This is a genomic window from Defluviimonas aquaemixtae (assembly GCF_900302475.1).
In the GTDB taxonomy this organism is placed as follows: domain Bacteria; phylum Pseudomonadota; class Alphaproteobacteria; order Rhodobacterales; family Rhodobacteraceae; genus Albidovulum; species Albidovulum aquaemixtae.
Genome location: NZ_OMOQ01000002.1, coordinates 464165 through 478508 on the forward strand (window position 1 = coordinate 464165; position 14344 = coordinate 478508).

A 14344-nucleotide genomic window follows, 5' to 3' on the forward strand; every position below is an offset into this window, starting at 1 on the left:
CCCCCGGCTCCGTCCTCAGAACTCCACGCCCTTCTGGCCCTTGATCCCCGATCGGAACGGATGCTTCACGAGCGTCATCTCCGTGACGAGATCCGCGATCTCGATCAATTCTTCCTTCGCGTTCCGCCCGGTCAGCACCACATGCGTCATTGCAGGCTTTTCGGACTTGAGAAACTCTACGACCTCTTCGATCGGCAGATAGTCGTAGCGCAGCGCGATGTTGATCTCGTCGAGCAGTACCATCCTGTTCTTCTCATCGCGAATGAGTTCCTTGGCCTTCTCCCATCCGGCCCGCGCCGCGGCGATGTCGCGCTCCTTGTCTTGGGTTTCCCATGTGAAGCCCTCGCCCATCGCGTAGAACTGGCAGAGATCGCCGAAATGCTCCTCGATCAGTGTGCGCTCGCCCGTCGACCAGGCACCCTTGATGAATTGCACGACAGCCGAGGGCATTCCATGCGCGATGCAGCGCAGGATCATGCCGAATGCCGACGAACTCTTGCCCTTCCCGGCACCCGTATGGACGACGATCAGCCCTTTCTCACCCTCCTTCGTTGCCATGATCTTGTCACGCGCGGCCTTCTTCTTGGCCATCTTTTGTGCATGGCGGGCGGCATCTGCTGCCGGATCGGTCGGTTTCGGTGCGGCCATGGTCCCTTCCGTTGCTTGACAAGGGGGCGCCTCATGCCTCAGGTGAGGCGGCGCTGGTTCCTGTCATATGGCAGGCGAAGAGGGAATGCGACAGGCTTTGCGACCGATCGCGGTTCGGGGCCGAAGCGCAGCCGCCCCCGCGACCGTGACCGGAGAGGTCCCCCGTGTCCCACTGGCAGAGGCCGGGAAGGGGGTGGGGCCGGCGGAGCGAAGCTCCGACATCCGCAAGCCGGGAGACCTGCCAGCGCTGGATGTGTGACGGCGGACGGGGGGTTCCGCGGCCGGCCCGGAGTGCGATACCGCTCCAAGCAGGCACGCCCCTTTCCGTGCGAAGGAAAGGACCGGCCCGAGTGACCGTAACGCTCCATGTCTGCACGACCTGTCGGATGGGTGAGCCCGTTCCGGACGACGCCGCGCGCCCCGGCGCGCGGCTGCTGCAGGCGTTGGAAGAGGCGGGCGCGCCCGCAGGCGTCCGAATTGTGCCAGTCGAATGCCTCTCGGCCTGCGATCACGGCTGCAACATCGCTTTGTCCGCGCCCGGCCGCTGGTCTTACGTCTACGGCCACCTGGACCCGGATTCGCATGTCGAGGACATCCTTGCCGGCGCTGCCGCCTACGCAAAGGCGCCTGACGGGCTCGTCCCCTGGCGCGAACGCCCCGTCATATTCCGCAAGCAGTCGCTTGCCCGCATACCCCCGATGGAGAACTGAATGACCGAACTTTCGAAGATTCCCGTCACCGTGATCACCGGGTTTCTGGGCAGCGGCAAGACGACGCTGATCCGGCACCTGATGCAGAACCCGCAAGGCAAGCGGCTGGCGGTTCTCGTGAACGAATTCGGCCCGGTCGGTGTCGATGGCGATATCCTGAAGTCCTGCGCGGATGAGAACTGCCCGGCGGAAAATATCGTCGAACTGGCGAATGGCTGCATCTGCTGCACTGTCGCGGACGATTTCATCCCGACGATCGAGGCATTGATGGCATTGCCGCAGAAGCCCGATCACATCCTGATCGAGACCTCGGGCCTCGCCTTGCCGAAACCGCTTCTAAAGGCCTTCGACTGGCCTGCGATCCGCTCGCGCATCACTGTCGACGGCGTCATCGCATTGGCCGACGCCGAGGCAGTCGCGGCAGGCCGCTTCGCGCCTGACGTGGCCGCGGTGGAGGCGCAGCGGGCTGCGGACGACTCGCTGGATCACGAGACGCCGCTTTCAGAGGTCTTCGAGGATCAGATTTCCTGCGCAGATATTGTGCTTCTGTCGAAGGCGGACCTTGCGGGCGAGGCCGGGCTTGCCGCCGCGAGGGCCGTGGTCGAGGCCGAAGCGCCGCGTCCGTTGCCGATTCTTCCGATGGAAGAGGGTCGGATCGATCCCCAGGTGATTCTCGGCCTGAACGCTGCGGCCGAGGACGATCTCGAAACGCGGCCCTCGCATCACGACGGGACGGATGATCATGAACACGACGACTTTGACACGGTGGTGATCGACCTGCCCGAAATCGTCGATCCGGACGCGCTGAAGGAGGCGATCACGCGCCTCGCGCGGGAGCAGAACATCCTGCGCGTGAAGGGCTATGTCGCGGTAAGCGGCAAGCCGATGCGGATGCTCGTCCAGGCCGTGGGCGAGCGGGTCCGGTCCCAGTACGACCAGCCCTGGGGAGACGCGGCGCGGGTCTCGCGGCTTGTCGTGATCGGTGAGCATGACGATGTCGATCCGGCAGCGATCCGCGCGGTGCTGTTGCCGGAAACCGTGGGGGCCTGACGCCACGATGCATGTCATCTTCCGCGAAAGTCACGGGCTCGAGGAAACCGACACGCCCAGAGATCTCGGCCAGGACCCGGCCGATCTGGTGGCGCTGTCGTTCTCTGACAGTGATCTCGGTGCTTTCGCGGCGGGCTGGCATCGCGCCGCCGGCGCGCTGCCCACGCTTCGGCTGGCCAATCTAGTGGCCCTGCGGCACCCGTTGTCGGTCGACACCTATGTTGAACAGACGCTGGCGGGTGCCAAGGGCATCCTGATCCGCCTGATCGGCGGGGAAAGCTACTGGCCCTATGGGCTCGCGCAGGTGCAGGACCTTGCCCGGCGGCGGGGAATCGCGCTGGCGGTACTGCCCGCCGACGGGCGCGACGATGCGCGGCTCGACGAATTGTCGACATTGCCGAAATCGACCCTGCGCCGGCTGCAATCGCTCTGCGACGCCGGCGGCACGGTTGCCGCACAGGCGGCGCTGCAGCAGATGGCGCTGGCGGTGGGGCTTTACGCCGGACCGGTGGCGGGCGACAAGACCGTGCCTCCCTTCGGGTGGTATCTGCCGGGTAAGGGTGTTGCGCCCGTGCCGGAGGTTGGGCAACGCCCCCTGGCGGTCGTCACCTTCTACAGATCGTACTTGACCTCGGCGGACACCGACCCGGTGGACGCATTGATCACAGCGTTGGAAAAGCGCGGCTTTGCCGCCGTCGGCGCCTATGCCGCATCGCTGAAGGACCCGGCGGCCGCGACCTGGCTGCGAGCGGAGCTCGCGCGATTGAAGCCTGCCGCCATCGTTAATGCGACGGCGTTTTCGGCCAAGGGCGCGGACGGCGGCGCCTCGCCCCTTGACGCACCCGGTTGCCCGGTCTTCCAGGTGGCGCTCTCGACCGCGCGGAAAAAGGACTGGACCGAGGCGGAGCGCGGCCTGTCGCCCGCCGATCTGGCAATGCATGTCGTGCTGCCCGAAGTCGACGGTCGCATCTTCGCCGGTGTCGCGAGCTTCAAGCAGCCGTCGAAGATGGACGCTGACCTTCAGTATTCCCGTTTCGTGCACCGCGCCGATCCCGATCGGACCGCTGCCGTGGCGGACCGCGTCGCGGGCTGGCATCGCCTTTCAACCACGCCCGCTGGCGGGCGCAATTTGGCGCTCGTGTTGTCCACCTATCCTGGCAAGGCGCACCAGCTTGCCCATGCCGTCGGTCTCGATGCACTCGATTCCGCTGAGGCCATCCTGGGTGCTATGGCGGGGAACGGCCATGCCGTCATGGCCGGTGACGATCTCGGCGCCGCGCTGTCGACCGAGACCCTCGAATGGCCGGTTTCGGCCTACTTGGACACTATCTTCTTGATATCTGGACCACTGCGTGAGGCGCTCTTCGCGGCTTGGGGCGAACCAGACACCGACCCCGCGGTTGTGGACGGGCACTTCCGATTCCAAGCGATCCGGCGCGGTCAGGCCATCGTCGCCCTTCAGCCGGAACGTGGGGACGTCAAAACGCGCGGCGATGACTACCACGACCTGAGCCGCACGCCGCGCCACGCCTATGTGGCCTTCTATCTCTGGCTCCGGTCGCAACGTATTCACGCACTGATCCATATCGGGGCGCACGGCACGCTCGAGTGGATGCCAGGCAAGTCGGTCGCTCTGTCCAAGGATTGCTGGCCGGAGGCGCTGACTGGCGATCTGCCAGTCATCTACCCTTTCATCGTGAATGATCCAGGTGAGGCTGCGCAGGCCAAAAGGCGGATCGGGGCGGTGACGATCGGCCACCTGCCGCCGCCACTCGCCGAAAGCGCGGTGCCGGAGGATCTGAACCGGCTGGAACGTCTGCTTGACGAATACTCCACCGCCGATGGGCTCGACCCCGCCCGCCGCGACCGGCTGATAGCCGCAATCCGGGAGGAGGCCAGAGGGCGCGGGGTGGAAGACGATCTTGGCGTCCCCGAGGACGCTTCGCCGGCCGAAGCAATCACCCGGATCGACCGCTTCGTCTGCGACATCAAGGAAAGCCAGTATGGCGAAGGGTTGCATGTCTTCGGCAACGGCCGATGCGGGGCGGAAGAGCGCGCGGGCCTTCTCGCCGCTCTGAACGGGCGCCGCGTCGATCCTGGTCCGTCAGGCTCGCCCTTCCGGGGGAGGTCGGACGTGCTGCCGACAGGGCGGAATCTGTACACTACCGATCCGCGTGCCGTGCCCTCGCGTGCCGCCCATGCGCAGGGCGTGAAGCTCGCCGAGGAGCTGTTGCGCCGGCATCTTCAGGACAAAGGCGATTGGCCGAAATCTCTGGTGGTGGACCTTTGGGGTTCGGCCACGATGCGCACGGCGGGCGAGGAGTTCGCGATGGCCTTGCACCTCGCAGGCCTCAGCCCGAAATGGGATGAGGGGTCGGAGCGTGTTTCGGGCTTCGAGGTCATCCCGCTAGCGCTGCTCCGTCGCCCCCGCATTGATGTCACTTTGCGCGTATCCGGCCTGTTCAGAGACGTTTTCCCGGGCCTCGCCCAACTTTTCGAGGCTGCTGCCGCCGCGCTTTCCGAACGTGAAGAGGCACCAGGGGACAACCCCTACCTGCACGCAACGCCCCGTGTGTTCGGGCCGAAACCGGGGCTCTACGGGCTCGCCATGGGCGAGCCGATCGAGGATTACGGGCCGGACGGTCGCCTGGCGGCCGGCGAAGCCTGGCTTTCGGGTTCGGAATGGGCGATCGACGCGAGCGGCGACGCTCACCCGGCCCGCGCGGCCCTGGAGGCACAGGTCAAGGGCGCGGACGGCTTTGTCCATGTCCAGGATTTGCTCGAAACCGACCTGCTTCTGGCCTCGGACTACGCCGCGCATGAGGGCGGTTTCGCCGCTGCCGTAGCCCGGCTCGGCGGTCACGCGCCGGCGCTCTATCACGTCGATGCCACTCGGCCCAACGCGCCCCGCGCCCGTACCCTGACCGAAGAGATCGGTCGCGTCGTCCGCGCCCGCGCCGCCAATCCACGCTGGGCGGACGGGATGATGAATCACGGTTTTCGGGGGGCGGCAGAGATCGCCGCCACGCTCGACCACATGGCGGCCTTCGCGCATCTGGCGCGTGCCGTGCCCGCGCATCTGTTCGACCTCTACCACGAGGCGACGCTTGGCCGCGACGACATCGTCGCCTTCATGGAACGGGAGAACCCCGGTGCGCTGTCCGCGATGCGCGACAGGTTCTCGTCGCTGGCGGAGGCAGGGCTTTGGGTCACGCGCCGCAACTCCATCGCGATGGAGGCGGAAGGATGAGCGCGCCTGTCGTCAAAGGCTGGTGCCCTGGCGCGCTCCGCCCCATGATGTCGGGGGACGGGCTTGTCGTCCGCGTGCGGCCGCGCGGCGGGCGGCTATTGCCCGAACAGGCGGCGGGCTTGGCCGCTCTCGCCAGGCGCTATGGGAACGGGCTGATCGATTTGTCGGCTCGCGCGAATGTTCAACTCCGCGGTGTGAGCGCACTCGGGCACCGCCCGCTGATCGAAGGGCTCGCCGCGCTGGGCCTGATCGACGAGACGACTGAAGCGGAAAGCCGCCGCAACATCGTCGCGACTCCGTTCTGGAGCGAGGGCGATCGGGTGCAAGAGATCGCCGCGTCTCTCGCCGCAGCGCTGGGGGCGGAAGGAGCGCCAGACACGCCCGGAAAGTTCGGCTACGCCGTCGATTGCGCCGGCGAGCCGGTTCTGACTGCCGTTTCAGCCGATATCCGCGTGGAAAGTGGACCCGGCGATAGCCTTCTCGTGCGCCCGGACGGCGCGGCGACAGGGGCGATGGTCTCAGCGGATCAGGTCGCCGAAATCGCGCTGGAGCTTGCGCGCTGGTTCCTGAGCACCGGTGGAGCCCCGCAGGGCCGGGGCCGCATGGCCCCGCATATTGCGCGTGGCGCCATTTTGCCGGAAGCATTCACTGAGGTGCCCGGGGTTCCGCGTGCGGCAAAGCCTTCCCCTGCACCGGGACGCGTGGCTCAGGGGTGGATGGTTGCGTTGGAGTTCGGCCAGATGACGGCCGAAACCCTGTCCTATCTGGCCGAAATCGGGCCGTTGCGCACCACGCCTTGGCGTATGCTGCTGATCGAAGGCGCGCTCGAGGCTCCGGGATGCGCGGGCGTGATTACCGATCCCTGGCACCCGCTTCTTAACGTCACCGCCTGCACCGGTGCGCCCGCCTGTCCGCAAGGGCAGATCGCTACGCGAACCTTGGCGCAGAGGCTGAGCGTCGCGCTCCCGCCCGGCCTCGGTCTCCACGTGTCGGGCTGTTCCAAGGGATGCGCTCACCCGGCACCCGCGCCGCTGACGCTCGTCGGTCGGCCGGGCGGCACGGTCGACCTGATCCGCGACGGCTCGTCCTCCGATGAACCCGCCTTGACCGGGCTCCACCCCGAGACGCTGACCGCCGAACTCCTTTCCGAGGCCGAAGATGCCCCATAGCTATCAGACCGACGGCGCCGCGATCTACCTCGAGAGCTTTGCGACGATCCGCGCCGAGGCGGATCTGAGCCGTTTTGTGCCCGAGGAAGAGGTCGTCGTGGTCCGAATGATCCATGCGGCAGGGATGGTCGGGCTTGAGAAACATGTCCGCTTCACCCCCGGCATGGCCACCGCCGCCCGCGCGGCGCTGGAGGCGGGCGCGCCGATCCTGTGCGATGCGCGGATGGTGAGCGAAGGCATCACTCGCCCGCGCCTTCCTGCGAGGAACGATGTGATCTGCACCCTCAACGATCCGCGCGTGCCTGACATGGCGAAGGAGTTGCGAAACACCCGCTCGGCTGCCGCGTTGGAGCTGTGGCGGCCGCATCTCGAAGGCGCCGTGGTGGCCATCGGAAACGCTCCGACCGCGCTCTTCCATCTGCTCAACATGCTCGAAGACCCCGCCTGTCCGCGCCCGGCGGCGATCATCGGTTGCCCGGTGGGCTTTGTCGGCGCTGCGGAATCCAAGGACGCGCTGATGCAGGATCTTCCCGCGCCGTCGCTGATAGTGAAAGGGCGACTCGGTGGATCGGCGATAACCGTGGCCGCCGTCAATGCGCTTGCGAGCCGGAAGGAATGACGATGGGCTCCCACACCGGAAAGGTGATCTGCGTGGGCCTCGGACCCGGAGATCCCGAACTGATGAGCGTGAGGGCTGATCGCGTCATCCGCGGATCGAAGCACGTCGCATATTTCCGCAAGGCGGGGCGTGCCGGTCAGGCTCGGCAGATCGTCAACGGAATGATCGGACCGGACGTGGCCGAGTATCCGATGGAGTATCCGGTTACCACCGAGATCCACTTCTCCGACCCCGAATACAATCGGCAGCTCGCTGAATTCTACGAGAACTGGGCGAAGAAGATCGCAGTATTGGCCGAAACAGAGACTGTTGTTGTCCTTTGCGAAGGCGATCCGTTCTTCTACGGCTCGTTCATGCACCTCCATTCGCGACTCCAGGGCCGCGCCGACGTGGAGGTGGTCCCGGGCATCACCGGCATGTCTGGTTGCTGGACCGCGACCGGCATCCCGATCACCTGGGGCGACGACGTGTTGACCGTGCTGATGGCGACGCTGCCGGAAGAGGTGCTGGCCGAGCGCGCGCGCGACGCAGACGCGCTCGTCGTCATGAAGATCGGCCGCAATCTGCCGAAACTGCGCCGCGCGCTCGCAACCGCTGGGCGGCTCGGGGCGGCCTGGATCGTAGAGCGCGGGACGATGGAGGGGCAGCGCGTGCAGCGGCTGTCCGAGGCCGAAGCGGTGGTCCCCTACTTCTCCATCGTCCTCGTACATGGACAGGGGCGCAGGCCATGAGCGGATGCGTCGCGGTCGCCGGTCTTGGGCCGGGCGATGACCGGCTTGTCACGGACGAGGTCCGGGCGGCCCTCGCCGATGCGACCGACGTGGTCGGCTACCTACCCTACGTCGCCCGCGTCGCGCCGCGCGAGGGGCTGATTCTGCATCCTTCGGACAACCGCGTGGAGTTGGACCGCGCCAATCTCGCGCTCGACATTGCGGCGGAGGGCGGGCGGGTCGTCATCGTCTCTTCCGGTGACCCCGGCGTCTTCGCGATGGCCTCGGCTCTTTTCGAAGCGCTCGAACGAAGGTCGGACCCCGACGCCTTCGAAATCCGCGTCCTGCCCGGCATCACCGCGATGCTCGCCGCCGCCGCCCGGCTCGGCGCTCCGCTGGGTCACGACTTCTGCGCGATCAACCTGTCGGACAACCTCAAGCCCTGGGACCTTGTCGAACACCGCCTGAAGCTCGCCGCACAGGCAGGATTCGCGATGGCCTTCTACAATCCGCGCTCGAAGAGCCGGCCGCATCAGTTCGCCCGCGCACTCGACATCCTGCGCCAGGAGTGCGGGCCCGACCGGCTGATCTCCTTCGCGCGTGCCGTCACCACGCCGGAAGAGAGGCTGGAGACCATGACGCTCGCCGAGGCGATGCCCGAAATGGCGGATATGAGGACTATGGTGCTTGTCGGCAACGCTGACACGCGGCGCGTGGGCCAGTTCGTCTACACGCCGAGGTCGGCGCGATGAGCGAGAAACGCCATAACCCCGTCAACATCGCGTGCGACGCGTCGGGGCGGCATGGCCGGCCGGTCGATCAGGACGACTGGAACCTGGTGAAGCCGCGCCGCATCGAGTTTGGCCCGGGCGCCCGCGCCGCCGGAGTTTTTCGCGACGATCAGGTCAATCCGATGGTTGATCAGAAGCCGCAGATCCTCTGCCTCGGTAAAAGGGCCACGCGCGATGAGGGCGTCCGCATCGGGCAAGGGCAGCGGTCCTTCAGGCGGATCGACAAGCCTCAAAAGATAATGGTGCTGGGGCTTCGCACCAAAGGCCGCGAGGTTCTGCTTGCCGATGGCGAGGAAGATGCGAGCTGGCGTATCGGGAAGTGCGTCGACAGCCGCGCCAACATCCGCGACGTGACGCCATTCATCGCCAGGCCCCGCCGTCCACGGTTCGCGTTCAAAGGCGCAAAGCGGCGTGCCGGTTTCAGCGCAGGCGGCAGCCGCGTTGCGGCTCATCTGGACGGCGAATGGGTGCGTCGCGTCTATGACATGCGTGAATCCTGCGGACCGGATGTATTCAGCCAACCCTCCGGCTCCGCCAAAGCCACCAATCCGCGTCGGCAAGGGTTGTGTCCCGGGCGATTCGGTGCGTCCGGCATAGGAAAAGACAGCCTCCACTCGCGCATCTGCCAAACGCCTTGCAAGAGCGCTCGCTTCGGTCGTGCCGCCGAGGAGAAGGACGCGGGTCATGTCTGATCCCTGGCTGGTGATCGTCGGACTGGGCGAGGATGGCGTGAGCGGCCTGTCCGAGGCAAGTCGCGCAGCCATCCGCGCGGCGGATATCATTTTCGGCGGTCCGCGTCACCTTGAACTGGTCGGGGCTGGCGATCGCGGCCGCGAATGGCCAGTTCCGTTCAAAATCGACCCGGTTCTGGCTGAAAAGGGCCGAAATGTCGTAGTGTTGGCTTCCGGCGACCCGTTCTGGCTCGGCGCGGGCGGTAGCCTCTCGGCGCATCTCGAACCGGGCGAATGGACCGCGCATCCTGCCCCCTCGACCTTCTCGCTCGCCGCCTCTCGCTTGGGTTGGCGGCTGGAAGACACGATCTGCCTCGGCCTCCATGCCGCGCCGTTCGAGCGCCTCGTGCCCGTGCTTGGCCGCGGTGTGCGCGCGGTCTGCCTCGTTCGGGACGGAGCCGCTGTCGGTGCCTTGTCGAAATGGCTGTCGGATCGCGGGTTCGGACCGTCGCGGCTGGTCGCTATGGAGGCGCTTGGGGGGCCGCGAGAGCGTGTGAGGGAGACGGTCGCGCACGATTACGCTCTCTCCGATGTCGCGCATCCAGTGGCGGTCGCGATCGACACGGACGGTGCGGTGGGACTGCCGCGCGCCTCGGGCCTTCCCGATGACTGTTTCACGCATGACGGCCAGATCACCAAGCGGCCGATCCGGGCCTTGACTCTGTCCGCCCTGGCGCCGCGTCCGGGGGAGGTTCTTTGGGACTTGGGCGCGGGCTCTGGCTCGATCTCGGTCGAGTGGTGCCTGTCAGCGCCCGGAACCACCGCCCAGGCGGTTGAAGCCCGGGCGGACCGGTCTGCGAACATCCGCACCAACGCGGCGGCGTTCGGGCTCTCGCATCGGCTCGAAGTTCATGAGTCCGCTTGGCCCGAGGGACTGAAGGCGCTGCCCGAGCCGGATGCGGTATTTGTCGGCGGAGGCATGCATTTCGCTGGAATAGAGAGTGTATGGAAGCGCCTTCGGGACGGCGGACGGCTGGTCGTGAACGCCGTCACACTCGAATCCGAGGCGCTGCTGGCCCAGTTGCAAGTCGACAGGGGCGGCTCGCTGTTGCGCTATGAAGTGGCGATCTCTGCGCCGCTCGGGCGGATGCGCGGCTGGGAACCGTTGCGGCCGGTGGTGCAATGGAGCGTGGTAAAGTGAGGGTCGCTGGGCTCGGCTTCCGGTCAGCCGCGACCGTCGCATCCTTGCGCGATGCCTTCGACCGGGCGGGCGGACGGGCCGACCTGCTTGCGACCGTTGCGGGCAAGGCCGAAGCGCCCGCGATCGGCAAACTGGCGGCGGAACTCGGTCTCCTGGTTCGCGCAGTTGGCCGAGAGGAGCTTGCGCAAGAAGTGACGCTGAGCCATTCGGCGCGGGTTGCCGAACGATTCGGCACGGGATCGCTGGCCGAGGCGGCGGCGTTGGCCGCGGCGGGGCCGGGCGCGCGGCTTCTTGGCCCGCGCGTGGTATCGGGCGATGGATTGGCGACGGCCGTCATCGCGGAAAGGACGGACGAATGACGGTGCACTTCATCGGCGCGGGACCGGGTGCCGCGGATCTTCTGACGCTGAGAGGGCGCGACCTGATCGCAGCCTGCCCAGTCTGCCTCTATGCCGGTTCTCTGGTGCCGGAGGCAGTGCTGTCGCACTGCCCCAATGGCTCGAAAATCATCAACACTGCTCCGATGTCGCTCGACGAGATCATCGCTGAGATCAAGGCCGCGCATGACGCGGGCCACGACGTCGCGCGGCTCCATTCCGGCGACCTGTCGGTTTGGTCGGCGATGGGGGAACAGCTTCGCCGACTGCGGGGACTCGGCATTCCTTACGACGTGACCCCAGGTGTACCGTCCTTCGCCGCCGGGGCGGCAGCGCTCGGAGCGGAGCTGACGCTACCGGGCGTGGTGCAATCGGTCGTGCTGACCCGCACCTCGGGCCGCGCGACTTCGATGCCGCCGGGCGAGACCTTGGAGAATTTCGCAATGACCGGAGCGGTGCTGGCGATCCATCTCTCCGTTCACATGCTCGATAGGGTGGTCGCCGAACTGACCCCGCATTACGGGCCCGATTGTCCGGTCGCTGTGATTTGGCGGGCGTCTTGGCCCGACCAACGCATAGTTCGGGCGACGCTGGAGACCCTCGAAACTGCGGTCGGGGCCGAAATGGAACGCACGGCGCTGATCTTCGTCGGACGTTCCCTCGGGGCGGAGGACTTCGACGAAAGCAGGCTCTATGCGGGCGACTACGACCGCCGGTACCGGCCGGTCGGCACCGATCCGAGGTTCCCGGAGACGTCATGATTCCGCCCGGCCTTATCATCTCTGCCCCCGCCTCCGGTACCGGCAAGACGACGCTGATGCTGGGCCTGCTGGGTGCGTTCCGAGCGCAGGGTCTCGAGGTGCAACCTTTCAAGAGCGGACCGGACTACATCGACCCTGCCTTCCATCGTGCGGCGTCTGGGCGATTTTCCGTCAATCTCGACAGCTGGGCGATGGGGCAGGATCGCATTTCCGGGCTGATCGGGGCGGCCGTCGGAGCGGATCTGGTGCTGGCCGAGGGGTCGATGGGGCTTTTCGACGGAGTGGCGTTGCCCGGGGAAACGGGGACGGGCGCGTCCGCGGACCTTTCGGCGCTGACCGGCTGGCCGGTCGTGCTGGTGCTGGACGTGTCAGGGCAGGCACAGTCGGCCGCCGCGGTTGCGAAGGGTTTCGCGACAATGCGGCCGGGTGTGACGGTCGCAGGAGTTGTCCTGAACCGCGTTGCGAGTCCCCGGCACGAAGCCTTGGTGCGCGCCGGCATGGAGGTCGCCGGTATCCGCGTCTTTGGCGTGCTGCCGCGAAAGGCGACAATCGAGGTGCCGGAGCGCCATCTCGGCCTCGTTCAGGCCGAGGAGACGCCGGAGCTCGACCGGATCGTTGCCGAAGCCGCGACGTTCGTCGCGGAGCATCTCGACCTGAGGGCATTGCGAGCAGCGGCGGGAACGACGCGGATCGCGGCCGGAAAGGCAATATCGGTCACCCCGCCCGGCCAGCGCATCGCGCTCGCGCGCGACGAGGCGTTCTCCTTCGTCTATCCACATCTGCTGGACGGCTGGCGCGCGGCGGGAGCAGAAATCCTGCCTTTCTCGCCCCTCGCCGACGAAGCCCCGGACGAGAGCGCCGATTGCTGCTGGCTGCCTGGCGGATACCCCGAGTTGCACGGCGGCAAACTCGCCCAAGCCAGCCGTTTCCGGCGTGGCTTGAGACTGTTCTCCGAAACCCGCACCGTCCATGGCGAGTGTGGGGGCTACATGACGATGGGCGCGGCCATCGTCGACCGGGAGGGCCGGCGGCACGAAATGGCGGAGCTTCTTGGCCTCGTGACGTCGTTCGAGAAGCGGAAGATGCATCTCGGCTACCGGTTGGCCGAGCTCGCCGCGCCGATTCCCGGTGAACCGGCGGGCGCGCGGTTGAGGGGCCACGAATTCCACTACTCGACGATCCTCGAGCAACCCGATACGGCCCTGGCGCGGGTCGTAGACGCGAACGGCGACGCGGTGCCCGAGACCGGTTCGCGCCGGGGCAACGCCACGGGCACATTCTTTCATCTGATCGCGGAGGCGACATGAGCGGGTTCGTCAGTTTTGTCTCGTCCGGTCCCGGCGATCCGGAGCTTCTGACGGTGAAGGCGATGGACCGGTTGCAAAATGCCGACGCCGTTTTGTTCGACGATCTCTCGTCAGGTCCGATCCTCGCGAAGGCGCGGGAGGGCGCGGACATGGTCGGCGTCGGCAAGCGCGCCGGGCGCACTTCGCCGAAACAGGATCATGTGAGCCGGCTGCTCGTCGACTATGCCCGATCCGGCGCCAGGGTCGTGCGGCTCAAATCCGGCGATTGCGGACTGTTCGGGCGGCTTGAGGAGGAGATCGTCGCATGCCGCGAGGCCGGAATCGACTACGAAATCATCCCTGGCGTGACCTCTGCCATGGCCGCCGCCGCAGCGGCGGGCATTCCGCTGACCCGCAGACTGACCGCGCGCCGCGTACAGTTCGTCACCGGCCACGATGTGACCGGCGCACTGCCCGAAGATCTCAATATGGCCGCGCTTGCCGATCCGACCGCGACGACAGTCGTTTTCATGGGTAAGCGCACCTTTGCTGAGCTTGCGCGTCGGCTTCAGGGCGCCGGGTTGGCTGCCGATACGCCCGCGCTTCTCGCCGAAAGTGTCTCTACACCGGCAGAAAAGCTCGTTCGCGGGACGCTTGCGACGATGGAGGCCCTGATCGCGTCAGAGGCCGCAGACGGCCCCGCGCTGATCCTGCTGGGACCGCTCGCGGAGGGCAAATGAGCGGCGTCACCGCGACCGTCTGCCGGTCTTGTCCGGCGGGCCAGGCAGGACTCGCATGCGACCTGCGGATTGCCGTCGCAGAGGCGGGACTTGCCTGTGTGGTGCGTGAAACGGACTGCATGTCAGGCTGCACCCACCCCTCTACGGTTGCGTTTCGTGCGACCGGCAAGACGACGTATCTTTTCGGCGAACTAACGGTCGAGGATATTCCGGAACTTGTAGCCTTTCTCGAACTGTACACCGAGGCGCCCGACGGAAACTTTGCGGACGCCCGTCCTCTCGGCAGTCTGCGCGAAAAGGCGATCGCCCGGATTCCGGGATAGCATGATGGTCGCAATCCGACCGTGGCGTGGCGCGAATC

At 66.7% G+C, this 14344-nt stretch carries 15 protein-coding genes and 1 riboswitch; of the genes, 13 read left to right on the top strand and 2 right to left on the bottom strand.

The window, feature by feature from the left end; all coding sequences use genetic code 11:
- Positions 1-15 precede the first annotated feature (15 nt).
- The gene (gene cobO / locus DEA8626_RS14030) at positions 16-648 is read right to left on the bottom strand and encodes a cob(I)yrinic acid a,c-diamide adenosyltransferase (RefSeq protein ID WP_108853854.1); all 633 of its coding nucleotides are present in this window, start codon (positions 646-648) and stop codon (positions 16-18) included.
- A gap of 37 nt (positions 649-685) precedes the next feature.
- Positions 686-908: riboswitch (cobalamin riboswitch) on the top strand.
- Between the two features lie 90 nt (positions 909-998).
- Between cobO and DEA8626_RS14035 the strand changes: the two genes are divergently transcribed.
- From DEA8626_RS14035 to cobJ, 7 genes are read left to right on the top strand one after another with little or no spacing between them, the layout of a single operon-like run.
- The gene (locus DEA8626_RS14035; protein WP_108853855.1) at positions 999-1358 is read left to right on the top strand and encodes a DUF1636 family protein; all 360 of its coding nucleotides are present in this window, start codon (positions 999-1001) and stop codon (positions 1356-1358) included.
- The gene (cobW, locus tag DEA8626_RS14040; protein ID WP_108853856.1) at positions 1359-2408 is read left to right on the top strand and encodes a cobalamin biosynthesis protein CobW; all 1050 of its coding nucleotides are present in this window, start codon (positions 1359-1361) and stop codon (positions 2406-2408) included.
- Positions 2409-2415: 7 nt separating this feature from the next.
- On the top strand, positions 2416-5658 hold the full coding sequence (gene cobN, locus DEA8626_RS14045) for a cobaltochelatase subunit CobN (protein WP_108853857.1): 3243 nt from the start codon (positions 2416-2418) through the stop codon (positions 5656-5658).
- Complete coding sequence (gene cobG, locus DEA8626_RS14050) at positions 5655-6827, top strand: precorrin-3B synthase (protein ID WP_108853858.1); 1173 nt, start codon at positions 5655-5657, stop codon at positions 6825-6827. Before cobN ends, cobG begins: the two co-directional genes overlap by 4 nt.
- Complete coding sequence (locus DEA8626_RS14055; protein WP_108853859.1) at positions 6817-7446, top strand: precorrin-8X methylmutase; 630 nt, start codon at positions 6817-6819, stop codon at positions 7444-7446. The genes cobG and DEA8626_RS14055 overlap by 11 nt, the downstream gene beginning before the upstream one ends.
- Positions 7443-8177 (top strand): precorrin-2 C(20)-methyltransferase, encoded by a 735-nt coding sequence (locus DEA8626_RS14060; RefSeq protein ID WP_108853860.1) that lies wholly within the window; start codon positions 7443-7445, stop codon positions 8175-8177. The genes DEA8626_RS14055 and DEA8626_RS14060 overlap by 4 nt, the downstream gene beginning before the upstream one ends.
- Entirely contained in the window at positions 8174-8908 is a 735-nt protein-coding gene (gene cobJ / locus DEA8626_RS14065) for a precorrin-3B C(17)-methyltransferase (protein ID WP_108853861.1), read from the top strand. The genes DEA8626_RS14060 and cobJ overlap by 4 nt, the downstream gene beginning before the upstream one ends.
- Here the strand turns inward: cobJ and DEA8626_RS14070 are convergent.
- Complete coding sequence (locus DEA8626_RS14070; RefSeq protein WP_108853862.1) at positions 8884-9633, bottom strand: cobalt-precorrin-6A reductase; 750 nt, start codon at positions 9631-9633, stop codon at positions 8884-8886. The genes cobJ and DEA8626_RS14070 overlap by 25 nt on opposite strands.
- Between DEA8626_RS14070 and cbiE the strand changes: the two genes are divergently transcribed.
- The 6 genes from cbiE to DEA8626_RS14100 are packed head-to-tail and all read left to right on the top strand — an operon-like array spanning position 9632 to position 14306.
- The gene (gene cbiE / locus DEA8626_RS14075) at positions 9632-10819 is read left to right on the top strand and encodes a precorrin-6y C5,15-methyltransferase (decarboxylating) subunit CbiE (protein WP_108853863.1); all 1188 of its coding nucleotides are present in this window, start codon (positions 9632-9634) and stop codon (positions 10817-10819) included. The two genes, DEA8626_RS14070 and cbiE, sit on opposite strands and share 2 nt — an antisense overlap.
- Positions 10816-11178, top strand: a complete 363-nt coding sequence (locus DEA8626_RS14080; protein WP_108853864.1) for a cobalamin biosynthesis protein — start codon at positions 10816-10818, stop codon at positions 11176-11178. The genes cbiE and DEA8626_RS14080 overlap by 4 nt, the downstream gene beginning before the upstream one ends.
- On the top strand, positions 11175-11957 hold the full coding sequence (cobM, locus tag DEA8626_RS14085; protein WP_108853865.1) for a precorrin-4 C(11)-methyltransferase: 783 nt from the start codon (positions 11175-11177) through the stop codon (positions 11955-11957). The genes DEA8626_RS14080 and cobM overlap by 4 nt, the downstream gene beginning before the upstream one ends.
- On the top strand, positions 11954-13264 hold the full coding sequence (locus DEA8626_RS14090; protein ID WP_108853866.1) for a cobyrinic acid a,c-diamide synthase CobB: 1311 nt from the start codon (positions 11954-11956) through the stop codon (positions 13262-13264). Before cobM ends, DEA8626_RS14090 begins: the two co-directional genes overlap by 4 nt.
- Entirely contained in the window at positions 13261-13983 is a 723-nt protein-coding gene (gene cobA, locus DEA8626_RS14095) for a uroporphyrinogen-III C-methyltransferase (RefSeq protein ID WP_108853867.1), read from the top strand. Before DEA8626_RS14090 ends, cobA begins: the two co-directional genes overlap by 4 nt.
- The gene (locus DEA8626_RS14100) at positions 13980-14306 is read left to right on the top strand and encodes a DUF1636 family protein (protein WP_108853868.1); all 327 of its coding nucleotides are present in this window, start codon (positions 13980-13982) and stop codon (positions 14304-14306) included. The genes cobA and DEA8626_RS14100 overlap by 4 nt, the downstream gene beginning before the upstream one ends.
- The last annotated feature ends 38 nt before the right edge of the window (positions 14307-14344 follow it).

Bases quoted from the DNA above. Each gene is read 5' to 3' on its own strand.
- cobN (WP_108853857.1), top strand. From the start codon at position 2,416: ATGCATGTCATCTTCCGCGAAAGTCACGGGCTCGAGGAAACCGACACG.
- DEA8626_RS14055 (WP_108853859.1), top strand. From the start codon at position 6,817: ATGCCCCATAGCTATCAGACCGACGGCGCCGCGATCTACCTCGAGAGC.
- cobA (WP_108853867.1), top strand. From the start codon at position 13,261: ATGAGCGGGTTCGTCAGTTTTGTCTCGTCCGGTCCCGGCGATCCGGAG.
- cobJ (WP_108853861.1), top strand. From the start codon at position 8,174: ATGAGCGGATGCGTCGCGGTCGCCGGTCTTGGGCCGGGCGATGACCGG.
- DEA8626_RS14070 (WP_108853862.1), bottom strand. From the start codon at position 9,633: ATGACCCGCGTCCTTCTCCTCGGCGGCACGACCGAAGCGAGCGCTCTT.
- cbiE (WP_108853863.1), top strand. From the start codon at position 9,632: ATGTCTGATCCCTGGCTGGTGATCGTCGGACTGGGCGAGGATGGCGTG.
- DEA8626_RS14090 (WP_108853866.1), top strand. From the start codon at position 11,954: ATGATTCCGCCCGGCCTTATCATCTCTGCCCCCGCCTCCGGTACCGGC.
- cobM (WP_108853865.1), top strand. From the start codon at position 11,175: ATGACGGTGCACTTCATCGGCGCGGGACCGGGTGCCGCGGATCTTCTG.
- cobO (WP_108853854.1), bottom strand. From the start codon at position 648: ATGGCCGCACCGAAACCGACCGATCCGGCAGCAGATGCCGCCCGCCAT.
- DEA8626_RS14060 (WP_108853860.1), top strand. From the start codon at position 7,443: ATGACGATGGGCTCCCACACCGGAAAGGTGATCTGCGTGGGCCTCGGA.
- DEA8626_RS14100 (WP_108853868.1), top strand. From the start codon at position 13,980: ATGAGCGGCGTCACCGCGACCGTCTGCCGGTCTTGTCCGGCGGGCCAG.
- cobW (WP_108853856.1), top strand. From the start codon at position 1,359: ATGACCGAACTTTCGAAGATTCCCGTCACCGTGATCACCGGGTTTCTG.
- cobG (WP_108853858.1), top strand. From the start codon at position 5,655: ATGAGCGCGCCTGTCGTCAAAGGCTGGTGCCCTGGCGCGCTCCGCCCC.